The organism is Roseateles puraquae, from assembly GCF_002205845.1.
Lineage (GTDB): Bacteria > Pseudomonadota > Gammaproteobacteria > Burkholderiales > Burkholderiaceae_C > Pelomonas > Pelomonas puraquae.
The window spans coordinates 894919-917637 of record NZ_NISI01000001.1; the positions used below are offsets into that span (position 1 = coordinate 894919).

The window sequence follows — 22719 nt, forward strand, 5'->3', positions numbered from 1 at the left end:
GCGCAGTAGCCCTCAAATGTCGAACAGCAGGCGGGCGGGGTCTTCGAGCGCTTCCTTCATCGTGACCAGGCCCAGCACGGCTTCGCGGCCGTCGATGATGCGGTGGTCATACGACATGGCCAGGTAGTTGATCGGGCGGATCACGATCTGGCCGTTTTCCACCACCGCGCGGTCCTTGGTGGCGTGCACGCCCAGGATGGCCGACTGCGGCGGGTTGATGATGGGGGTGGACAGCATCGAGCCGAACACGCCGCCGTTGGAGATGGAGAACGTGCCGCCGGACAGCTCTTCGATGGACAGCTTGCCGTCCTTGGCCTTCTGGCCGAACTCGGCGATCTTCTTCTCGATGTCGGCGAAGCTCATCTGGTCGACGTTGCGCAGCACCGGCACCACCAGGCCGCGCGGCGAACCGACCGCGATGCCGATGTCGAAGTAGCCGTGGTAGACGATGTCGTTGCCGTCGACCGACGCGTTGAGCACCGGGTACTTCTTGAGCGCGGCCACCGCGGCCTTCACGAAGAAGCTCATGAAGCCGAGCTTCACGCCGTGTTCCTTCTCGAACTTCTCCTGGAACTTCTTGCGCATCTCCATGACCGGGGCCATGTTGACTTCGTTGAAGGTGGTCAGGATGGCGTTGGTGGCCTGGGACTGCAGCAGGCGCTCGGCAATGCGGGCGCGCAGGCGGGTCATGGGCACGCGCTGCTCGGGGCGGTCGCCCAGGTTTTGCGCGACCGGTGCGGCCACGGCGGGCAGCGGCTTGGCGACGGCCGGCGTGGCGGGCACGACCAGCGGCGCGGCAGCGGCGGCGGGCTTGGCGGAGGCGGCCAGGGCGTCGCCCTTGGTCACACGGCCGTCCTTGCCGGAGCCAGCCACGTCGGTGGCGGCCAGGCCCTTCTCGGCCAGGATCTTGGCGGCGGCGGGCATGGCCACGTCGCCCTTGTTGCCGCCCGTGGCAGCGGGGGCAGGCGCAGCAGCGGCCGGTGCGGCAGCCGCGGCGACCGAGGCGGTGGTGGCGGGTGCTGCAACACCGGCCTTGCCTTCAGTGTCGATCTTGGCCAGCAGCTCCTGGCTGACGACGGTGCTGCCGTCGCCCTTGATGATTTCAGCCAGCACGCCGGTGGCGGGTGCGGGCACTTCGAGCACGACCTTGTCGGTCTCGATTTCGACGAGGGTCTCGTCAACCGTGACGGCTTCGCCGGGCTTCTTCTTCCAGGTCAGCAGCGTGCCCTCGGAAACGGATTCAGAGAACTGGGGAACTTGGACGTCAACGATGGCCATGATGTGAGGCTCCGTGTCTTGTATTTGGATGTGGGGTGCGCAGGCGCAGGCGAGCGCAGCGCCCCATCAGGGGCGCCGCGAAACACGCATTACTTGGTGAGGATGAAGCCCTTGAGCTTGGCGTAGGCCTGATCCAGCAGCGCCTTTTGCTGCTCCTGGTGCAGGTGGGCGTAGCCGCAGGCCGGGCTGGCGCTGGCCGGGCGGCCGGCGTAGCCAAGCTTCTGGCCTTCCGTCATGTTCTCGTGCACATAGTGCTGCACGAAGAACCAGGCGCCCTGGTTCTGCGGCTCGTCCTGGCACCACACGATCTCGGTGGCGTGCGGGTACTTCTTGAGCTCGGCCGCGAACGCCTTGTGCGGGAAGGGGTAGAGCTGCTCGACGCGGATGATCGCGACGTCGCTCGACTTCTTCTCGGTGCGCGTCTTGACGAGGTCGTAGTAGACCTTGCCCGAGCACACGATCACGCGCTTGACCTTGTCGGCCACGATGCTCTCGTCGCGCTCGCCGATGACGGTCTTGAACTCGCCCTTGGTGAACTCGGACAGCGGCGAGGTGGCGTCCTTGGCGCGCAGCAGGCTCTTCGGGGTCATGATGACCAGCGGCTTGCGGAACATGCGCAGCATCTGGCGGCGCAGCACGTGGAAGATCTGCGAGGCCGTGGTGGGCTGCACGATCTGCATGTTGTTGTCCGCGGCCAGCTGCATGAAGCGCTCCAGGCGGGCCGAGCTGTGCTCGGGGCCCTGGCCTTCGTAGCCGTGCGGCAGCATCATGGTCAGGCCGTTGGCGCGGCCCCACTTCACTTCGCCCGAGGCGATGAACTGGTCGATGACGACCTGCGCGCCGTTGACGAAGTCGCCGAACTGCGCTTCCCAGATGGTCAGCGTGTTGGGTTCGGCGGCGGCGTAGCCGTACTCGAAGCCCAGCACGGCCTCTTCCGACAGGATGGAGTCGATGACGGTGAACGGTGCCTGGCCGTCGGCCACGTTCTGCAGCGGGATGTAGGTGCCTTCATCCCAGCTGGCGCGGTTCTGGTCGTGCAGCACGGCGTGGCGGTGCGTGAAGGTACCGCGGCCGCTGTCTTCACCCGACAGGCGCACCGGGTAGCCCGAAGCCACCAGCGACGCGAACGCCATGCTCTCGCCCATGCCCCAGTCGACGTTGATCTCGCCACGGCCCATGGCGGCGCGGTCGGCGTAGAGCTTGGCCACGAGGTTGTGCGGCGTGAAGTCCTTGGGCAGCGTGGTCAGCTTCTCCGACAGGCGCTTCCACTCGGTGACGGGGATGGCCGTGTCGCAGCTGTCCGTCCACTTCTTGCCCAGGAAGGGCGACCAGTCGGTGGCGAACTTGCTCTTGAAGTTGGTCAGCACCGGGTCGACGGTGTGGCGGCCTTCGTCCATGGCGGACCGGTAGGTCTTGACCATCTCGTCCGGGCCTTCCGCCGTCAGCACGCCTTGCGCAACCAGCTTGTCGGCGTACACCTTGCGGGTGCCGGGGTGGGCGCCGATCTTCTTGTACATCAGCGGCTGCGTGAGCGCCGGGGTGTCCTGCTCGTTGTGGCCGAGCTTGCGGTAGCAGACGATGTCCAGCACCACATCCTTCTTGAACTCGGCGCGGTAGTCCATGCACAGCTGCATGGCCCACACGACGGCTTCGGGGTCGTCGCCATTCACGTGCAGCACTGGGGCTTCGATCATCTTGACGACGTCGGAGCAATACCAGGTCGAGCGCAGGTCGCGCGGGTCGCTGGTGGTGAAGCCGATCTGGTTGTTGATGACGATGTGCACCGTGCCACCCGTGCGGTAGCCGCGGGTCTGGCTGAAGGCCAGCGTTTCCTGCACCACACCCTGGCCGCCGAAGGCCGCGTCACCGTGCACCAGCACCGGCAGCACCTGGGCGCCGGCCTTGTCGCCGCGGCGGTCCTGGCGAGCGCGCACGCTGCCTTCCACGACCGGGTTGACGATTTCCAGGTGGGACGGGTTGAAGGCCAGCGACAGGTGGACCGGGCCGCCGGGCGTGGACACATCGGAGCTGAAGCCCTGGTGGTACTTCACGTCGCCGGCGGGCAGGTCTTCGGCAGCCTTGTGCTCGAACTCGGCGAACAGGTCCTTGGGCATCTTGCCCAGGGTGTTGACCAGCACATTCAGGCGGCCGCGGTGGGCCATGCCGATGACGATTTCCTGCACACCGCGCTCACCGGCGCGCTGGATCAGCTCGTCCATGGCGGCGATGAAGCTCTCGCCACCTTCCAGCGAGAAGCGCTTCTGGCCGACGTACTTGGTGTGCAGGTAGCGCTCCAGGCCTTCAGCGGCCGTCAGGCGGTCGAGGATGTGCTTCTTCTCTTCGGCGGTGAAGCTGGGCTTGCCGCGCGCCTTCTCCAGGCGCTCCTGCCACCAGCGCTTTTCACCGGGGTCGGAGCCGTGCATGAATTCCGAACCGATGGAGCCGCAGTAGGTCTCGCGCAGGGCCTGCACGATCTGGCGCAGCGTCATGGTCTCGCCACCGAAGTAGCTGTTCACGGCGCTGAACGAGATGTCCATGTCGGACTCGGTCAGGTCGTAGAACGCGGGGTCGAGTTCGGGGATCTTGGGGCGCTCTGCGCGCTTGAGGGGGTCCAGCTCGGCCCAGCGGTTGCCCAGGAACCGGTAGGCGGCGATGAGGGACTGGACATGGACCTGCTTGCGGGCGACGGCGAGGTCGGCGCTGCTGGCCTTGTTGGCGAAGGCGTTGGCCTTGGCGCGCTGGGCGAAAGATTCGATGACCGGGGCGTGGGCCACGTCGCGGGCCTCGCTGCCATCGACGGCCGGCACGTGCTGGAGCGCATCGAAATACGCACGCCAGTTGTCGGGGACGGACCCGGGGTTGTCGAGGTACGCCTCGTACATCTCCTCCACATACGGCGCGTTTCCGCCGAACAGGTAGGAGTTGGACCTGTATTGCTGCATCATCTTTCGCTCACCTCTTGCCCCGGTTTCCAAGGCTTTGGCTGGTTGAAGAACCTTCCGCGACACGGCTCGACCGATTGGCGGATTGCGACCCACCTTCGTTGCTGCCATTGGCCACATCAAAAGGGACGGGAAGGACTGGTTTACGTCTCAGGGGCCGAACTCTAGCACTTCGGGTTTGCCCGAGCCGGTGCACGGGGCGCGACAAAGTGCACTGATTCAGGTCATGGAAAGTTGACCACCTCGTAAACTTGCCGCCGCGACAGCCCCGCGATTGAATGGCTGCGCCACGGGACAAGAGGATTCCCCATGCAAGTCCAGGTCGTTGACTACCGCGCTGCCGACGCAGCAGAAAAGTTCACCCGCTCCCTGCACGAGACCGGCTTCGGTGTGCTCACCAACCACCCGATCCGCCAGGCCCTCGTCGAGAAGATCTACGCCGACTGGCTGGCCTTCTTCAACAGCGAGGCCAAGCACGACTTCGCGTTCTCCAAGGAGACGCAGGACGGCTACTTCTCGACCCAGATCTCGGAGACAGCCAAGGGCGCGACCCACAAGGACATCAAGGAGTACTTCCATGTGTACCCCTGGGGTCGCATCCCCGAGTCGCTGAAGGCCGACGCCCTCGCCTACTACCGCGAAGCCAATGCGCTGGCGGAAGAGCTGCTGAGCTGGGTCGAGCGCTACACGCCGCCCGAGATTGCCGCGAAGTACCGCGAGCCGCTGTCGAACATGATCCAGGGCAGCACCAAGACGCTGCTGCGCGTGCTGCGCTACCCGCCGCTGACGGGCACCGAGCCGGCCGGCTCGCTGCGTGCAGCAGCCCATGGCGACATCAACCTGCTGACCATCCTGCCCGCCGCCAATGAGCCGGGCCTGCAGGTGCTGGGCAAGGACGGCGCCTGGCACGACGTGCCCTGCGACTTCGGCACGCTGACGATCAACATCGGCGACATGCTGCAGGAAGCCTCGGCGGGCTACTACCCGTCGACCCAGCACCGGGTGGTCAACCCGACCGGCGACGGCGCCACCAAGAGCCGCGTGTCACTGCCGCTGTTCCTGCATCCGCGCGACAACGTCGTGCTGAGCGACCGCTACACCGCGGACGCCTACCTGAACGAACGCCTGCGCGAACTCGGCGTCAAAACTTGACCCACCCCGCGCTGGCCTGGCCGATGTGACGCCACACCGCGTCATCGAGATTCACGCGGACGCACCGACCAAGCCGGCGCTCGGGGCCGCCTGCAACGGCTGCGGCGTGTGCTGCCTGGCGGAACCCTGCCCGCTGGGCGTCCTGATCAGCCGGCGCCTAACAGGTGCGTGCGCCGCCCTCCAGTGGAACGGCGCACGCTATGTGTGCGGTGTGCTGACGGCCCAACCCCGCGGCCTGCGCGGCTGGCTGGTGCAGCGCTGGATCGCCGCGGGTGACGGTTGCGATTGCTCACTCGAACCTGCGGGCAAGCCCTAGCCGGTCTTCAGGGCCCCCCAGCTACATTTTTCGGCTTCTGCTCACGTGAGGAAGCCGCATGAAATCCGTTCTCCGCGCACTCCCCTTGCTGGCGGCGCTGGCCCTGGTCATGCCGGGGACCGGCACGGCCGCTCCGCTGCGCTGGGCCGCCACCAACGACATCCTGACGCTGGACCCGCATTCGCAGGACCACAACACCTCCAACGCCATCGGCGCCCACATCTACGAGGGCCTCACGCGGCTGAGCCGCGAATACCGGCCGGAACCCGCCCTGGCCACGAAGTGGACCTACCTGTCGCAGACACAGGTGCGGTTCGAACTGCGCCGCGGCGTGAAGTTCCATGACGGCTCGCCCTTCACCGCCGACGACGTGGTGTTCAGCTTCGGCCGCATCACCCAGCCCCAGGGCACCAAGCAGACCTATGTGTCGGGCATCAAGGAGGTGAAGAAGATCGACGACTACACCGTCGATCTGCTGCTGGAGGCGCCGACGCCGATGCTGCTGCAGAACATCATCAGCTTCTCGATCATGAGCAAGGCCTGGTCGGTCAAGAACAACACCACCAGCACCCAGGACTACAAGGCCAAGGACGAGAACTACGCGTCGCGCAACGCGAACGGCACCGGCCCCTACAAGCTGATCAGCTGGCAGCCTGACCAGGCGGTGAAGATGGTCGCCAACAAGGACTGGTGGGACAAGAACCCCGGCAACGTGACCGAGTTGAGCTACCTGCCGATCAAGTCCGCCCCGACGCGGGTCGCCGCCCTGCTCTCGGGCGACGTCGACATGGTGACCGACCTGCCGCCGCAGGACTTCTTCAAGCTCAAGGAGGAGAGCAAGGTCAAGCTGCTGGAAGGCCCCGAGATCCGCACCATCTTCTTCGTGATGGACGAGGGCAGCGACGAACTGCGCGAGTCCAGCGTCAAGGGCAAGAACCCCTTCAAGGACAGAAGAGTGCGCGAGGCCATGAACCTGGCGCTGGACCGCGAGGCCATCAAGCGAAGCATCATGCGCGGGCTGTCGGTACCCGCGGCGCTGATGGTGCCGCCGGGCGTGAATGGCTACGACTCCGCCCTGGATGCGCCGATCAAGCCTGACCTCGACAAGGCCCGCAAGCTGCTGGCCGACGCCGGCTACCCGCAGGGCTTCGACGTGCCGCTGCACTGCCCCAACAACCGCTACGTGAACGACGAGCAGGTCTGCCAGGCCGCCGTGTCGATGTGGGCCAAGATTGGCGTGAAGGTGCGGCTCATCGCCGCGCCCTTCTCCACCCACAGCCAGACCTTCCAGCGCGGCGAATCGGCCTTCTACATGCTGGGCTGGGGCGTGTCGACCTACGATGCGCTCTACGCGATGCAGGCCTGGGGCCATACCCGCACCAACGGTGCGGATGGCAACTTCAATTTCGGCAAGGTCAGCGATGCCACGCTGGACGGACTCATCCAGAAGATCAAGTTCGAACCCGATGTGCCCAAGCGCAACGCCCTCATCCGCGACGCGCTGCTGCGCATCCGCGACGAAGCGCTGTTCATTCCCATCCATCACCAGATCCGCCCCTGGGCGATGAAGCCGGGCGTGGACACGATCCATCGCTCCAACGATTACTTCGAAGCCCGCTACACCACCGTCAAATGAAGAAGCTCTCGACCCTTGCCGCCGCCCTGCTGCTCAGCTGCGGCATCGCCAGTGCCAACACCCTGCGCTGGGCCGCCCAGAACGACATCCAGACGCTGGACCCGCACTCCCAGAACCACTCCGCCACCACGACGATCAGCGGCTACGCCTACGAAGGCCTGACCCGCTACACCGAGAAGTTCGACGTGGAGCCGGCGCTGGCCACCAAATGGACCTTCGTCTCGCCCACCCAGGTGCGCTTCGACCTGCGCCGCGGCGTGAAGTTCCACGATGGCACACCGTTCACGGCCGACGACGTGGTCTTCAGCCTGCAGCGCATCAAGCATCCGGCCAGCAACATGGTCATCTACTCCTCCGGCATCAAGGAGGTGAAGAAGATCGACGACTTCACCGTCGACCTGATCCTGGACGGTCCCAACCCGGTGCTGACCCGCAACCTGACCTTCGTGCGCATCGTCAGCAAGGCCTGGGCCATCAAGAACCGCTCCGAGAACCCCCAGGACTACAAGGCCAAGGAAGACACCTTCGCCTCGCGCAACGCCAACGGCACCGGCCCCTTCAAGATCACCAGCTGGACGCCTGACCAGAAACTCACCATGACCGCCAACAAGGACTGGTGGGACAAGCCCAAGGGCAACATCAGCGAGGTGACCTACCTGCCCATCAAGCAGGACGCGACCCGAGTGGCGGCGCTGTTGTCCGGTGCGCTCGACCTGCTGACCGACCTGCCCCCGCAGGACGTGGCCAAGCTCAAGGCCGACCCGCGCCTGAAGGTCATCGAAGGCCCCGAGAACCGCACCATCTTCTTCGCGCTGGACCTGGGCAGCGACGAGATCAAGGGCAGCAACGTGAAGGGCAAGAACCCCTTCAAGGACCGTCGCGTGCGCGAGGCCATGTCGCTGGCCATCGACCGCGAAGCCATCAAGCGCAGCCTGATGCGCAACCTTTCCATCCCGGCGGCCATCATGGTGGCGCCGGTGGCCTATGGCTGGTCGCAGGAGCTGGACACGGTGGCCAAGCCCGACCTGGCCCGCGCCAAGCAACTGATGACCGACGCGGGCTATGCCGAGGGCTTCGAGACCCCGCTCGCCTGCCCCAACGACCGCTACGTGAACGACGAGGAAATCTGCCAGGCCGTCGTGTCGATGTGGGCCCGCATCGGCATCAAGGCCAAGCTGACCACGCAGCCCATGTCGCAGCACTCGGCCGCGCTGCAGCGCTTCGAGCTGCCGCTGTACATGTACGGGTGGGGCGTGACCACGTTCGACGCCCAGTACACGCTGCAGGACATCGTGCACACCAAGACCAGCGGTGCCGATGGCAAGGGCAACTACTCGCGGGTCAGCGATGCCAAGGTCGACGCGCTGGTGCAGCAGATGAAGGTCGAGACCGACGCGCCCAAGCGCCTGGCCCTGATGCAGGAAGCCCTCAAGCGCACGCGCGACGAGTTCCTGTTCATCCCCATCCACCACCAGGTGCGCCCCTGGGCGATGCGGGCCGGCGTGACCATCCCGCATTCGGCCAACGACGCGCCGCAGGCCAAGTGGGCCACGATGAAGTGAGCGGCTGAGTTCAGCCGAGGCCTCGCGCGCGCGGGACAATCCGCGTGATGAGCGAGCCCGTCTTCCAGCCCCTCCACATCACGCCGAGCGACGAGCAGCGCGCCATCCAGCTGCGCCGCACGCGGCTGATGCTCGTGGAGGCGAACGCCGGCGCCGCCAAGACCACCACGCTGGCCCTGCGCATCGCCCAGGCGCTGGCGCGCGGCGCGCCGCCCGAGAGTCTGCTGGCCCTGACAGCCACCGCGCCGGCCGTGACGGCGCTGCGGGAGCGCCTGACGGCCATTGGCGTGGACCGCAGCGTGGCCGAGGGTTTGCGTGTCCTGACCTTCGAGACCTTCTGCCTCGACGTGCTGGCTGCCGCCGAGGGCGAGGCCTCGCGCGCCCTGGTCACGCCCGAGCAGGTGCGGCCCTTCGTCATCCGCGCGGTGGAGCGGGCCCAGTCGCTGCCCGAGGAACGCTACCCCGACGAGTTGCACGGCGATGCCCGTCCCGCAGACCTGGTCGAAGGCCTGCTGCAGGCCTTTGAAGTGCTCAGGGGGCGGCTGGTGCTGCAACAACTCGACCCCGACGAGCGCCTCACGCCCGCAGCTGCGGAGTCGCTCGGCTTCGACTACCTGACGCTGCGAAGCTGGCAATGCTTCGAGGCCATCCGCCGCGGTGGCCACCCGGACCGCCCGGACTTCCGCACACCGGGCGACGGCGTGCATGACCTGGCACGACTGCTGCTGGCCGGCGAGATCCGCCCGGAGGACGGTTTTCTGCAGCAGGGCCTCAGCCTGGTCGGCGTGGACGAGATGCACGACATGAACCGCGCCGCCTTCACCGTGCTGAAGGCCCTGCTGGCAGCCAACCCACGGGCGGCCTTCGTTGGCGTGGGCGACCGGGACCAGGTCATCCACGCCCAGAGTGGCGCGGAGGCGGGCTTCATGGGCGAGCACTTCCGGCGCGAGATCGGCGAGCCCGAGGTACTGCCGCTGACGGCGAGCCACCGCTTCGGCCCGACACTCGCCCGCCATGCCGGCGCCCTCGCCCGCAAGCCCTACGCGGCCAGCAGTGAGACCCGAACGGTCGTGCATCTGGAGCCCTGCCCTTCACCGCGCCTGGCGGCCGAGTACATCGCCCGGCAAGCGCAGGCCCACCTCGCGCAGCGTGGCCCCGCCACGTTCAGGGTGCTGCTGCGACATCCGGCCCACTCAGTGCGCATCGAGCATGAGTTGCTGCGCCTCGGCGTGGCCTACGGCACCGCTGGCTTCACGCCCTTCCTCGCCCGGCCCGAGACGCTGCTGGTACGGGGCCTGCACGCGCATGCGCTGGGCAACTACGCTGGCTTCGACACGCCTGAACGCCGCGCCGCACTGCTGGACGCCTGGCTGCTGTTCTCCGGCGCGGGCATCGACAGCGTGGAGCTGCGCCACCTGGACCGCCAGCAAGCGCAGCGCGTCGCGGTCGCCGAAGCTGCGCAGGACCTGGACGCCACCCGTCGCTTCATTGACGCCCACGCCTTGCGCAGTGCCGTACCCGACGCACGGCGCACGCTGGAGGCTGCACTCGCGTTGCTGGGCACGGGTGACGACGACGCCTTTGAGGCGTCCTTCCTGAAGGTGCTCGCGCCGCTGTCGCTGGCCCGCCGTGTGTTCGTCCGCGAGGCCGACGCGACGCGCGTGGCCGACAACATCACGCAGCTCGTGCAGCTGGTGCTGGCCGAGGGCGGATCGATTGCAGCCGCGATGCAGCTGCTGGCCACGCTGAGCCTGCGCGGCGGTGAGGTCGGGCGCTCGCGAGCCCGTCCCCGCGTGGTGCTGTCCAGCATCGAGGTCGCCAAGGGCTTGGAGTTCGACCACGTCATCCTGCCCCACCTCACGGCCGGCGAGTTCGGCGGCGGCAGCCTTGAGAACCGCAACCTGCTCTACGTGGCTCTGACCCGCGCCCGCCAGCGGCTGACGCTGACCTTCGACCCCGAGCGCCCGTCCCGCTTCCTGAGGGATGCGGGTTTTTTGGAATGAACCTGCCCGCATGAAGCCCCCCGTCATCAACTTTTCGACACTGCAGTCGGCCGTGGAGATCACGGCCACGCTGGCCTTCGCGCTGTCCGGCCTGCTGGCCGGGGCCCGCAAGCGGCTGGACGTGGTGGGGCTGTGCGTGGTGGCCGGGCTGTCGGCCTTCGGCGGCGGCACGCTGCGCGACGTGCTGCTGGACCGCCGGCCCTTCTTCTGGGTCGAGCATGCCGACTGGTTGTGGGTGCTGATGGGCCTGTGCCTGGCCGCCATGCTCGGCATGCGGCGGCGCCACCTCGCGCTGACGGAGCGCGCCATCCAGTGGCCCGACGCGCTCGGCCTGGGCCTGTTCACCGCCAACGGCACGCTGGTGGCGCTGGATGCGGGCATGCCCGCCATCGTGGCCGTGTTGATGGGCGTGATCACGGCGGTATTCGGCGGCGTGCTGCGGGACATCGTCTGCAACGAGATCCCCGCCGCCTTCCACGACCACCGCCCCTATGCCCTGTGCAGCTTCATGGGCGGCTGGGTGCTGGTGGCCGCCGTGGCCGTGGAGGCGCCGCAATGGGTCGCCATCAGTGCCGGCGCGGCCACCGCTGTGGCGCTTCGCGGCCTGGCCCTGTGGACGGGCTGGACGCTGCCCGCGTGGCGCATCGGCACGCCACGCTAGGCAACGGCTTGGGCTACCAGCCGATGGTGTAGGTCACCACCGTCGGCGCCTGGGTGTGCAGCGACGGGCTGAAGTCACCCACGTCGTCATACGCGAACCCATAGGCCTTGCGGTTGATGCTGTGGTCGTGCCAGAACTTGGCGTACCAATTGCCCACCTGGCCCGCCGGGTAGTGTGCCGACTGAACGTACCAGTTGGCCGGCGTTTCCATCACATGGCGGTTCAGCGCCGCGCACACCTGGGCCTGGATCTGCAGTTGCGTGCCGACGTTGGTCGGGTTGCCGCTGCCGTCTGCCAGCAGGCCGGCGCCCAGCAGCACCATGGCGGTGTCGGGCTTGCCGTTGATGTAGAAGGTGCCGGCCGGCGAGCCGCCGGTGAAGATGAAGCGGTCACCACTCACGCGGCCACGGAAGGTGCCGAGGTTCTGCAGCGTGAACACCAGGTCTTCGGTGCGGTAGCGGGCCCAGACGGCGTCGATGTACGGCTGCAGGTAGTTGGCGTTGGCCTGCCCCGGCTTGAAGCTGGCATGGGCCGGCGCCATGATGCGGTAAGGCGCATACGGCGCCTGTGCGAGCGGCTTGAAGGCCGTCGGCACCTCGGCGATGAACTTGCTGAAGAGCTGGTCGCGCGTCTCGGCGAGGGCCTCGCCGACCGTCTGGTCATAACCGCCCAGCCCCTGCACACGCAGCTTCAGCGGAAAGCCGAAATGATCCACCCGCGTGGTGTTGATGAAGATTCCTGGGTCTGCGCGGCCCGGCGGGATGATGGCCATTTCGCCAAAGTCGAAGTAGACGTCGATGTTCGGGTCGGTCGGGTTCTCGATATTGGCGCCGGCATAGCCCACGTTGCCATTGCCATCGAGCACCACACGGATGTACATCGGCGAGCCCACCGACATCAGCACGCGCGCCGAGTCCAGCGGCGGGATGGTGAGGGACCGTGTGGCACTGAGCTTGTGGAAGTAGTTGGTGTAGGTGACGCCGTTCTTGGTGAGCGCGCCGTTGTCGGCGGTGGACATCGGGATGAGGTTGCCGGCGGCGTCCACGCGCACGAACTTCCCCGTCGACCAGTCGCGGCCGATGATGGCCCAGTAGACCTGGTCATCGGTCCAGCGGCCTGCCGTCTGGTTGACGATGTTGAAGGTGGTGCGGCCGTTCCAGGTGGTCGTCGCGGCGCCGATCTTGAAGGACGAGGTCAGGTCATTGAAGCCGCGGCTCACGAGGTTGGGCTCATTGCCCGTCAGCACCAAGGAGCCGCCGCCGTAGTTGATGTCATTGAACAGCGTGACCTGGTAGCCCGCCTGCACCTTGACCGACGAGACACGGTCATTCCAGGCGCTGCCGATCCAGGCGCTGTCGGCACTGACGCAGAGGCTATCGCCGGTGTAGTTGGCATCGGCATAGAAGCACACTGGGCCGGTGGCCGTGTTGCCGCTCACGGTGTAGCTGAACTTGGGGGTGTCGTAGGCCGGCGTGCCGTTGTTGTAGGTGAACCAGTAGCCGACGACGTTGCCGGTGGCGACGCTGAGCTTCTGCTCGTAGCGCCCGTTGGCGGCGGTCATGCGCAGGTTCTGCTGCGCGCCGTTGTTGACCGTGTAGTGCACGTCGACCCAGGTGGTCGACACATTGGACTTGAACCAGATCGTGGCGGTGCTGCCGCTGACCTCCACGCCCTGGTCGTAGTCGGCCGCTGCCGCGGGCCCCGCCAGCCCGAGGGCCAGCCACAGGCACACGCCGAGCAGGCGCATGCAACGCAGGATGAGATTCACGCTTGTCTCCTCGGCCGGCGCGTCCCGCGGGATCGACCGGCGTCCGTGGGCCCGCGCACATCGCTGCGGGGGCACCGTCTGGCGGCTGCGGATGACCTACTGCACCACCCGGCAAGCAGCCACTGTCGGGGTCAGGTCGCCACCTGAAAGCGCTTCATACCGGTTGAAGACCAAATGAAAGCGCTTTCAGAATTGGTCCGCATCCTCCTGGGAGCCGCAAGAAAGCGGTTTCATGGAAAACCCGCGCGGAGCCCGCCAGAGCGTCGCCCGCATCAGGGACGGTCGATCCCTGAAGCCGCCCCGGCCAGCTGCTCAGTGGCCGTGAACTGACCTCAGATGGGTCGGCGCCGCAGCGGCCGGCGTCTCCTGCGCTGCGGCCGCCAGGCCATGGAGGATGCCGCACTGGTCCGCCTGCCGGGCTTCGCCGCAACGCTCGCGCAGGCCGCGCAGTTGCTTCTCCAACGCCCGCAACTCCCGGATGCGGCGCGACACGTGGCCGATGTGCGTGTCCAGCAATGCGTTCACGTCACCGCAGTCGCTGCCGGGCTCATCCTTCACCCGCAGCAACACGCGCACCTCGTCCAGCGACATGTCCAGGCCGCGGCAATAGCGGATGAACTGCAGGCGCTCCAGATGCGGCTGCTCATACACACGGAAACCGCCCTGGGTGCGCCCGGGGGCAGGCAGCAGACCCTCCCGCTCGTAGTAGCGGATGGTGTCGACGGCGGTCGACGACGCGGCGGCGAGATGTCCGATCTTCATGGCGGCTCCGAAGGCAAGGCTGCAACCAGTGTAGGGACTTGACTCTGGAGTTGCTCCAGGGATTCCAATGCCTGCAACCAGGACATTCGCCATGAGCAACTTGACCGGAATGCACGACCACGCCGAGACCCACGACCACGGTCACCACCACGGCCACACGCATGGGCATGAACATGAGCCCGTTGCCCCAGCCTGCTGCCACGGCAGTTCGTGCACCAGTGCCGCAGCGCCCTTGCCCACCCTGTCCGCCGAAGCTGACGGCAACGCCTTGCTGCTGCGCATCCCCGCCATGGACTGCCCGACCGAGGAAGGCCAGATTCGCCGGGCGCTGGAGGGCATCAGCGGCGTCAACGGCCTGCGCTTCGACCTGCCCGCCCGTGCCCTGCATGTGGATGCGCCACCGGCCGTCTGGCCCACGGTGACGCAAGCCATCACCCGCGCCGGCTTCCAGGCCCAAGCCCTCAGCGCGCCCCCCGCGACCGAAGACGTCAGGCGCCAGCAGCGCCTTGAACTCGCGCGGCTCCTGGCGGCCCTCGGCGTGGCCGTGGCGGCGGAGCTGACGCACTACCTTGCGCCCGACAGCCTGCCTTGGCAGGCCATCGGCATGGCCATCGCGGCGCTCGCCATCGCGCTGTCGGGACTGTCGGTGTTCCGCAAGGGCGTGGCTTCTCTGCTGCGCGGCCAGCTCAACATCAACGCGCTGATGTCGGTGGCCGTGACCGGCGCCTTCCTGATCGGGCAATGGCCCGAGGCGGCCATGGTGATGGCGCTGTATTCGCTGGCCGAGTTGATCGAGGCGCGCTCCGTCGAGCGCGCCCGCCGGGCCATCACCGGCCTGCTGGCCCTCGCGCCCGAGACTGCCGAGGTGCGGCAGTCGGACGGCCGCTGGGAACGACAGCCCGCGAAGACGGTGCCCGTGGGAGCGCTCGTGCGGGTGAAGCCGGGTGAGCGCTTCGCGCTGGACGGCCGCGTGACCGAAGGCCGCGGTGCCGTCGACCAATCGCCGGTCACTGGCGAGAGCCTGCCCGTCGACAAGACGCCGGGCGACGAGGTCTACGCCGGCACCATCAATCAGAGCGGCGCGCTGAGCTTCGAGGTCACGCGGCCAGCGGGCGACACCGTGCTGGCCGGCATCATCCATGCGGTGGAGGCCGCGCAGGGCCAGCGTGCGCCGACACAGCGCTTCGTCGACCGCTTTGCTGCCGTCTACACGCCCGTCGTGTTTCTGCTGGCACTGGCGGTCGCCGTCGGCACGCCACTGCTGCTGGGCTGGCCTTGGCTCACGGGGCTTTACAAGGCGCTGGTGCTGCTGGTCATTGCCTGTCCTTGCGCCCTGGTCATCTCCACGCCGGTGACCATCGTCAGCGGCCTGGCCGCCGCCGCGCGGCGCGGCATCCTGATCAAGGGCGGCGTCCACCTGGAGCAGGCCCGGCGCCTGCGGGTGCTGGCGCTGGACAAGACCGGCACGCTGACCGAGGGGCGCCCCACGCTGGCCCACCACGAAGTGCTGGCCAGCGATCTCGCGCCAGATACGGTGCTGGGTCAGGCACGGAGCCTCGCGTCCCGCTCCGACCATCCGGTCTCTCAGGCCATCGCCCAGGGTCTGTCGGGCGAAGCCCTGGCTGTGGACGACTTCAATGCCGAGCCGGGCCGCGGTGTGCAAGGCCGCATTGGCAACGCGTTACTGCGGCTGGGCAACCACCGCTGGATGCATGAGCACGGCCTGTACACGCCCGCGCTCGAAGCGCTGATGCAGGCGCACGAAGCGCAGGGTCGCACGGTGTCACTGCTGGCCGACGGCGAGCGCGTGCTCGCACTCTTTGCCGTGGCGGACCGCGTCAAGCCCAGCAGCGCCGAAGCGGTGTCGGACCTGCGCGCCCTGGGCGTGCAGCCGGTGATGCTGACGGGCGACAACGCCGCCACCGCCCACGCCATCGCGCAGCAGCTGGGCATCGACGACGTGCGGGCGCAACTGCTACCGCAGGACAAGCTGGCGGCCGTCAGCGAGTTGGCTCAGCGCGGGCCGGTGGGCATGGTGGGCGACGGCGTGAACGATTCGCCGAGCCTGGCCACGGCCACGGTCGGCTTCTCGATGGGCGCCGCCGGCACCGACACCGCGAAGGAAGCCGCGGATGTCCTCATCATGAACGACGACCTGCGCAAGGTGGCCGACACCATCCGCCTGTCGCGCCGCACCCATGCGCTGCTGTGGCAGAACATCGCGCTGGCGCTGGGCATCAAGGCCGTGTTCTTCGTGCTGGCGGTGTTCGGCAACGCGACCATGTGGATGGCGGTGTTCGCCGACATGGGCGCGAGCCTGCTGGTGGTCTTCAACGGCCTGCGGCTGCTGCGCCTTTGAAACGACCACGGCCGCCCGAGGGCGGCCGTGTCAGCGCAGGCGCAGCGTCAGGCCAGCGCCAGGCGCTGGCGCGCGGCGGCGTACTCGCGCTTCAGGCGCGCCACCAGCTCGCCGGCAGGCACCACCTGCTTGACCGCCCCGATGCCCTGGCCACTGCCCCAGATGTCTTTCCAGGCCTTGGCCGCACCGCCACCGAAGTTCATCTTGCTCGGGTCACTTTCGGGCAGGTTGTCCGGGTCCAGGCCGGCCGCCACCACGGAGCCGCGCAGGTAGTTGCCATGCACGCCGGTGAAGAGGTTGCTGTAGACGATGTCGTCGCTGTTGCTGTCGACGATCATCTGCTTGTAGTCGGCACTCGCACGGGCCTCTTCGGTGGCGATGAAGGCGGAGCCGATATAGGCCAGATCGGCCCCCATCGCCTGGGCCGCCAGCACCGCATCGCCCGTGGCCATGGAGCCCGACAGCGCCAGCGGGCCGTCGAACCATTCGCGGATTTCCTGGACCAGCGCGAAGGGGCTCTTCACACCCGCATGACCGCCCGCGCCGGCCGCCACCGCGATGAGGCCGTCGGCGCCCTTCTCGATGGCCTTCCTGGCGAACTTGTTGTTGATGATGTCGTGCAGCACGATGCCGCCCCAGGCATGCACGGCCTGGTTCACGTCCTCACGCGCACCGAGGCTGGTGATGACGATGGGCACCTTGTACTTGGCGCACACCGCCATGTCGTGTTCGAGCCGCTCATTGCTCTTGTGCACGATCTGGTTGATGGCAAACGGCGCGGCGGGCTTGTCCGGGTTGGCCTTGTTGTAGGCGGCCAGGGTCTCGGTGATCTCGGCCAGCCACTCGTCGAGCAGTTCGGCCGGACGCGCGTTGAGCGCCGGCATTGAGCCGACGACGCCGGCCTTGCACTGCTCGATGACGAGCTTGGGGTTGCTGATGATGAACAGCGGCGAGCCGATGACCGGCAGCGGCAGGTTCTTCAGGATGTCGGGCAATGCCAAGGGGATGTCTCCGTCAGAAAGCTTCGAGGCTCAGTTCGGTCACGCTGTCGGCGCCATCGACGATGGCACTGCGCAGTGCGCCGGTGCGCGGCAGGATGTGCTCGGCGTAGAAACGCGCCGTGGCGATCTTGGCTTGCATGAAGGGCTTGTCAGTCGCCAAGGCGTCTTCAGCCACGATCAGCGCGCGGGCGAGTTGCCAGCCGGCCACCAGGTTGCCCGCCAGCATCAGGTAGGGCACCGAGCCGGCATAGGCGGCGTTCGGGTTGGCCTTGGCCGAGCCGGCGATGTAGTCCACCGCGGCCAGGAAGTCCTCGCGCGCGGCGCGCAGGGCCTTGAGCACGGCGCGGGCAGCGGCGCTGTCGCGCTGGGCGAGCTGGCCTTCGGTGACTTCGATCTGCCCCGCGATGCCGCGCGCCAGCTGGCCGCCGTCACGCGCCGTCTTGCGGCCAACGAGGTCGTTCGCCTGGATGGCGGTCGTGCCTTCGTAGATCGTCAGGATCTTGGCGTCGCGGTAGTACTGCGCCGCGCCCGTTTCCTCGATGAAGCCCATGCCGCCATGCACCTGCACGCCCAGCGAGGTGACCTCCAGGCTCATTTCGGTGCTGTAGCCCTTCACCAGCGGCACCATGAAGTCGTAGAAGGCCTGGTTCTGCTTGCGCGCGTCGGCGTCGGGGTGATGGTGGGCGGCGTCGAAGGCGGCAGCGGCGGTGCTGGCCATCGCGCGGCAGCCTTCGGTGAGCGCACGCATCGTCATCAGCATGCGGCGCACGTCGGGGTGGTGAATGATGGTGGCACTACCAGGCTTGGAGCCGTCCACGGGGCGGGACTGCACGCGGTCTTTCGCATAAGCCACGGCCTTCTGGTAGGCGCGGTCAGCAATGCCGATGCCCTGCACGCCCACGCCGTAGCGGGCGGCGTTCATCATGATGAACATGTACTCCAGGCCGCGGTTCTCTTCACCGATCAGCTGGCCGATGGCGCCGCCGTGGTCGCCGAACTGCAGCACGGCGGTCGGGCTGGCCTTGATGCCCATCTTGTGCTCGATGGACACGCAGTGCGCGTCGTTGCGCGCCCCCAGGGAGCCATCCGCGTTGACGAGGAACTTCGGCACGATGAACAGGCTGATGCCCTTCACCCCCTCGGGGGCGCCCACCACGCGGGCCAGCACGAGGTGCACGATGTTCTCAGCCATGTCGTGCTCACCGTAGGTGATGAAGATCTTGGTGCCGAAGATCTTGTAGGTGCCGTCAGGCTGCGGCTCGGCGCGGGTGCGCACCAAGGCCAGGTCCGAGCCGGCCTGCGGCTCGGTGAGGTTCATGGTGCCCGTCCAGCGGCCTTCCAGCAGCGGCGGGATGAAGGTGGCCTGCTGCTCGGGGCTGCCCGCGGTCAGCAGCGCTTCCACCGCGCCGTCGGTCAGCAGCGGGCAGAGCGCGAAGCTCATGTTGGCCGCCTGCAGCATCTCGTTGCAGGCCGCGGCGATCGTCTTGGGCGCCCCCTGGCCACCGAAGTCGGTCGGGTGCTGCAGACCCTGCCAGCCGCCCTCGGCATAGGCCCGGAAGGCCTCCTTGAAGCCGGGCGTCGTCGTGACCTGGCCGTCCTTCCAGAACGAGGGGTTCTTGTCGCCTTCCCAGTTCAGCGGCGCGATGACGTCCTGCGTCAGCTTGGCGCATTCCTCGAGCACGGCACCCGCGGTGTCGAGGCCAAAGTCGGCGAAGGCGGGAATCTGCTGCGTCAGCGTCTCCAGGCCAGCGAGGTGCTGGATGTTGAAGAGCATGTCCTTGACGGGAGCTTGGTAACTCATTTGTTCCTCCAGGCGGATACAAAAAGGGCGCCGCAACGACCGGAGTCGGGGGCGCCCGGTGCAGTCTTTGCGTGGCTTACAGCGCGTTCACGAGTTCCGGCACGGCCGTGAACAGGTCAGCTTCGAGGCCGTAGTCGGCCACCGAGAAGATCGGCGCCTCGGGGTCCTTGTTGATGGCCACGATGACCTTGGAGTCCTTCATGCCAGCCAGGTGCTGGATGGCACCGGAGATGCCGGCGGCCACGTACAGCTGCGGCGCCACGATCTTGCCGGTCTGGCCGACCTGCCAGTCGTTGGGCGCGTAGCCCGCATCCACCGCGGCGCGCGAGGCGCCCAGCGCGGCGCCGAGCTTGTCGGCCAGCGGCGTCAGCACTTCCATGAACTTCTCGTTGGAGCCCAGCGCGCGGCCACCCGACACGATGATCTTGGCAGCGGTCAGCTCGGGGCGGTCGCTCTTGGTGACCTCACGGCCGACGAAGCTGCTCTTGCCGCTGTCAGCGGCCGCAGCGGCCGATTCCACGGCAGCCGAACCGCCCGAGGCTGCGGCCGGGTCGAAGCCGGTCGTGCGCACGGTGATGACCTTGGTGGCGTCGGCGCTCTGCACGGTGGCAATGGCGTTGCCGGCGTAGATCGGGCGCTCGAAGGTGTCGGCGCTGACCACCTTGGTGATGTCGCTGATCTGGCCCACGTCCAGCAGCGCGGCCACACGCGGGGCGACGTTCTTGCCGGCGGCGGTGGCGGGAAAGAGGATGTGGCTGTAGCCGGAAGCCAGCGCGATCACTTGCGCCGCGACGTTCTCGGCCAGGCCTTCGGCCAGGGCGGCGGCATCGGCGTGCAGCACCTTGGCCACACCGGCGATCTGCGCGGCGGCGGCAGCGGCGGCACCGGCGTTGTGGCCGGCCACCAGCACGTGCACTTCGCCACCCAGGGCGGCCGCGGCGGTGACGGTGTTCAGCGTGGCGCCCTTGATCGAGGCGTTGTCGTGTTCGGCAATGACGAGTGCGGTCATGTCAGAGTCTCCAGATTCGATACGGCCTTAGATGACCTTGGCTTCGGTCTTCAGCTTGGTGACGAGGGTGGCCACATCCGGCACCTTCACACCTGCGCCGCGCTTGGGCGGCTCGCTGACCTTCAGCGTCTTGATGCGCGGCGTCACGTCCACGCCCAGGTCGGCCGGCTTGACGACGTCCAGCGGCTTCTTCTTGGCCTTCATGATGTTGGGCAGCGTGACGTAGCGCGGCTCGTTCAGGCGCAGGTCAGTCGTCACGACGGCCGGCAGGCTGAGCGCCACAGTCTCGAGGCCGCCGTCCACTTCACGCGTCACGTTGACCTTGTCGCCGGCCACTTCCACCTTGGAAGCGAAAGTGCCCTGAGGCATGCCGGTGAGGGCCGCCAGCATCTGGCCGGTCTGGTTGCAATCGTCGTCGATGGCCTGCTTGCCCAGGATGACCAGGCTCGGGCCTTCCTTGTCGACCAGCGCCTTGAGCAGCTTGGCCACGGCCAGCGGCTGCAATTCGACATCAGCGGCGGTCTCCACCAGGATGGCGCGATCGGCGCCGATCGCCATGGCGGTGCGCAGGGTCTCCTGGCATTGCGTGACACCACAGGACACGGCGATCACCTCGGTGACGGCGCCCTTTTCCTTCAGGCGCACCGCCTCTTCGACGGCGATCTCGTCGAAGGGGTTCATGGACATCTTCACGTTGGCGATGTCGACGCCCGTGCCGTCGCTCTTGACGCGCACCTTGACGTTGTAGTCGACGACGCGTTTGACAGGAACCAAGACCTTCATCGAAAACTCCAGCTCGAATTGACGTAAACGTTAACCGGGGATTCTACGGGCGCATCCCAGGACAACGGTGCATAAAAAAGCACGATCGTTCGATTCTAGCCAGACCCGCGACAGCCCTCTACAAAGAGTTTTTGGAGAGGCCTCTCGAATCGCGAAGCTAGACTGCTTGGCCCCATGCAGATCGACCTCACCACACGCCGCGAGATCGGCGTCTTCGACTCGGGCGTCGGCGGGTTCACGGTGCTGCGCGAACTGCGCACCCTGCTGCCGCACGCACGCCTGCGCTACCTTGCCGACACGGCCTACGCACCGTACGGCAGCCGCACCCCGGAAGAGATCCGGGCGCGCAGCTTCGCGATCACCGAGCACCTCATCGCGCAGGGCGCGCGGCTCATCGTCATTGCCTGCAATACCGCCACGGCGCATGCGATCGATGCCCTGCGGCAGCAATGGCCTGCGGTGCCCTTCGTGGGCACCGAGCCGGGCATCAAGCCGGCGGTGGCCGCGTCCGCCAACGGCCGCATCGGACTGCTTGCAACCCCGGCGACCGCCCGCAGCGCGCGGCTGCATGCCTTGATCGAACGGCATGCGGCGGGCCATGAGGTGACTGTGCAGGGCTGCGCAGGCGTGGTCGATCACATCGAGGCGGGCGATCTGGGCAGCCCCGAACTGCAGGCCCTGGTGGCGCGGCACTGCGCCCCGCTGCTGGAAGCAGGCGTCGACACCGCCCTGCTCGGTTGCACGCACTTCCCGCTGATCGAGCCGCTGTGGCGCGAGGCGCTCGGCCCCGCGGTGACCTTGCTGCGGATCGAGACGGCGGTCGCTCGTCGCGCCGCCGACCTTTGGCCGCCGTTGCCCACTGACGCCGCCCGACTTGCGGTGGAAACCAGCGGCGACGCGCACGCGCTGAAGGCGTGGATGGCGGAGGTCCTGGGGTGGACGGACGTCGAGGTGCAGGCCTGGCGGCCTGAAAGCGCAAACGGCCTGCAAGGGCAGACCGTTTGAGTCGATTTGGTGCCCGGGACGGGACTTGAACCCGTACGCCTGTTGAGGGCGGCGGATTTTAAGTCCGCTGCGTTTACCGATTTCGCCACCCGGGCGGCGCCGGCATTATCTGCGGCGGCACAAAAGAAAACGGGAGACTCGATCTCTCGAATCTCCCGTGATTTGGAGCGGGTAACGAGGCTCGAACTCGTGACCTCAACCTTGGCAAGGTTGCGCTCTACCAACTGAGCTACACCCGCGCATTTCGTTCAGCCTGCCGGGGCTGGACGTCGGTGCGACCGACTTTTACTGGAGCGGGTAACGAGGCTCGAACTCGTGACCTCAACCTTGGCAAGGTTGCGCTCTACCAACTGAGCTACACCCGCAATATGCGTTTTGGAGGCGCGATCCGGAGTCGAACCGGACTAACCGGATTTGCAATCCGGGGCATAACCGCTTTGCTATCGCGCCGCCGTAAACCCTGATCAAAACCGTTGGTGCGACTTTGACGAAAAAGGGAAGCCGGGGCTTCCCTTCTCTAGAACCTGGAGCGGGTAACGAGGCTCGAACTCGTGACCTCAACCTTGGCAAGGTTGCGCTCTACCAACTGAGCTACACCCGCATTGCTTTCGCAATTGTTCGCTGGATCGTTTTGATCACTCTCTGCGATCTAGCGAAGCTGGCATTGTAATCCAATTTTTT

Annotated in this window: 15 protein-coding genes and 5 tRNA genes; 7 read left to right on the forward strand and 13 right to left on the reverse strand. The window is 67.1% G+C overall.

Going from position 1 to position 22719, the window contains the following annotated elements; genetic code table 11:
• Positions 1-12 precede the first annotated feature (12 nt).
• Both odhB and CDO81_RS04095 read right to left on the reverse strand, forming a co-directional pair.
• The gene (odhB, locus tag CDO81_RS04090; RefSeq protein ID WP_088481854.1) at positions 13-1278 is read right to left on the reverse strand and encodes a 2-oxoglutarate dehydrogenase complex dihydrolipoyllysine-residue succinyltransferase; all 1266 of its coding nucleotides are present in this window, start codon (positions 1276-1278) and stop codon (positions 13-15) included.
• Positions 1279-1367: 89 nt separating this feature from the next.
• Positions 1368-4223, reverse strand: a complete 2856-nt coding sequence (locus CDO81_RS04095) for a 2-oxoglutarate dehydrogenase E1 component (RefSeq protein WP_088481855.1) — start codon at positions 4221-4223, stop codon at positions 1368-1370.
• Positions 4224-4529: 306 nt separating this feature from the next.
• Here CDO81_RS04095 and CDO81_RS04100 point away from each other — a divergent pair, with 306 nt between their 5' ends.
• The 5 genes from CDO81_RS04100 to CDO81_RS04125 all read left to right on the forward strand — a co-directional run bounded on the left by CDO81_RS04100 (position 4530) and on the right by CDO81_RS04125 (position 11550).
• The gene (locus tag CDO81_RS04100) at positions 4530-5372 is read left to right on the forward strand and encodes an isopenicillin N synthase family dioxygenase (RefSeq protein ID WP_088481856.1); all 843 of its coding nucleotides are present in this window, start codon (positions 4530-4532) and stop codon (positions 5370-5372) included.
• Positions 5373-5746: 374 nt separating this feature from the next.
• Positions 5747-7324, forward strand: a complete 1578-nt coding sequence (locus CDO81_RS04110; protein ID WP_088481858.1) for an ABC transporter substrate-binding protein — start codon at positions 5747-5749, stop codon at positions 7322-7324.
• The gene (locus tag CDO81_RS04115) at positions 7321-8886 is read left to right on the forward strand and encodes an ABC transporter substrate-binding protein (protein ID WP_088481859.1); all 1566 of its coding nucleotides are present in this window, start codon (positions 7321-7323) and stop codon (positions 8884-8886) included. The genes CDO81_RS04110 and CDO81_RS04115 overlap by 4 nt, the downstream gene beginning before the upstream one ends.
• Positions 8887-8933: 47 nt before the next feature.
• Entirely contained in the window at positions 8934-10889 is a 1956-nt protein-coding gene (locus CDO81_RS04120; protein ID WP_088481860.1) for a UvrD-helicase domain-containing protein, read from the forward strand.
• Between the two features lie 10 nt (positions 10890-10899).
• Positions 10900-11550, forward strand: coding sequence for a trimeric intracellular cation channel family protein (locus CDO81_RS04125; RefSeq protein WP_088481861.1), 651 nt, complete (start codon positions 10900-10902; stop codon positions 11548-11550).
• A gap of 13 nt (positions 11551-11563) precedes the next feature.
• Here CDO81_RS04125 and CDO81_RS04130 read toward each other — a convergent pair whose 3' ends face one another.
• A complete protein-coding gene (locus CDO81_RS04130; RefSeq protein WP_144397127.1) occupies positions 11564-13318 on the reverse strand; it encodes a beta-1,3-glucanase family protein in 1755 nt (584 codons plus the stop codon).
• A gap of 312 nt (positions 13319-13630) precedes the next feature.
• Complete coding sequence (gene cadR / locus CDO81_RS04135; protein ID WP_088481863.1) at positions 13631-14080, reverse strand: Cd(II)/Pb(II)-responsive transcriptional regulator; 450 nt, start codon at positions 14078-14080, stop codon at positions 13631-13633.
• Positions 14081-14147: 67 nt separating this feature from the next.
• Here cadR and CDO81_RS04140 point away from each other — a divergent pair, with 67 nt between their 5' ends.
• On the forward strand, positions 14148-16439 hold the full coding sequence (locus tag CDO81_RS04140) for a heavy metal translocating P-type ATPase (RefSeq protein WP_168928254.1): 2292 nt from the start codon (positions 14148-14150) through the stop codon (positions 16437-16439).
• A 47-nt stretch (positions 16440-16486) separates the two neighbouring features.
• Here the strand turns inward: CDO81_RS04140 and CDO81_RS04145 are convergent, their stop codons facing one another.
• From CDO81_RS04145 to CDO81_RS04160, 4 genes are all read right to left on the reverse strand, one after another.
• Positions 16487-17440, reverse strand: coding sequence for an NAD(P)H-dependent flavin oxidoreductase (locus tag CDO81_RS04145; protein WP_088481865.1), 954 nt, complete (start codon positions 17438-17440; stop codon positions 16487-16489).
• 13 nt (positions 17441-17453) lie between these two features.
• Positions 17454-19241, reverse strand: a complete 1788-nt coding sequence (locus tag CDO81_RS04150; protein WP_088481866.1) for an acyl-CoA dehydrogenase — start codon at positions 19239-19241, stop codon at positions 17454-17456.
• Between the two features lie 76 nt (positions 19242-19317).
• Complete coding sequence (locus tag CDO81_RS04155) at positions 19318-20250, reverse strand: electron transfer flavoprotein subunit alpha/FixB family protein (protein WP_088481867.1); 933 nt, start codon at positions 20248-20250, stop codon at positions 19318-19320.
• A gap of 27 nt (positions 20251-20277) precedes the next feature.
• Positions 20278-21033: an electron transfer flavoprotein subunit beta/FixA family protein gene (locus tag CDO81_RS04160; protein ID WP_088481868.1), complete on the reverse strand. Its 756-nt coding sequence runs from the start codon at positions 21031-21033 to the stop codon at positions 20278-20280.
• 174 nt (positions 21034-21207) lie between these two features.
• Here CDO81_RS04160 and murI point away from each other — a divergent pair, with 174 nt between their 5' ends.
• Entirely contained in the window at positions 21208-22038 is an 831-nt protein-coding gene (murI, locus tag CDO81_RS04165) for a glutamate racemase (RefSeq protein ID WP_088481869.1), read from the forward strand.
• Positions 22039-22045: 7 nt separating this feature from the next.
• On the opposite strand, the gene CDO81_RS04170 is transcribed toward murI, so the two are convergent.
• From CDO81_RS04170 to CDO81_RS04190, 5 genes are all read right to left on the reverse strand, one after another.
• A tRNA-Leu gene (locus CDO81_RS04170) sits at positions 22046-22133 on the reverse strand.
• A 68-nt stretch (positions 22134-22201) separates the two neighbouring features.
• A tRNA-Gly gene (locus CDO81_RS04175) sits at positions 22202-22277 on the reverse strand.
• A 50-nt stretch (positions 22278-22327) separates the two neighbouring features.
• Positions 22328-22403 (reverse strand) — tRNA-Gly (locus CDO81_RS04180).
• Positions 22404-22414: 11 nt separating this feature from the next.
• Positions 22415-22488, reverse strand: a tRNA-Cys gene (locus tag CDO81_RS04185).
• 75 nt (positions 22489-22563) lie between these two features.
• A tRNA-Gly gene (locus CDO81_RS04190) sits at positions 22564-22639 on the reverse strand.
• Positions 22640-22719 lie beyond the last annotated feature (80 nt).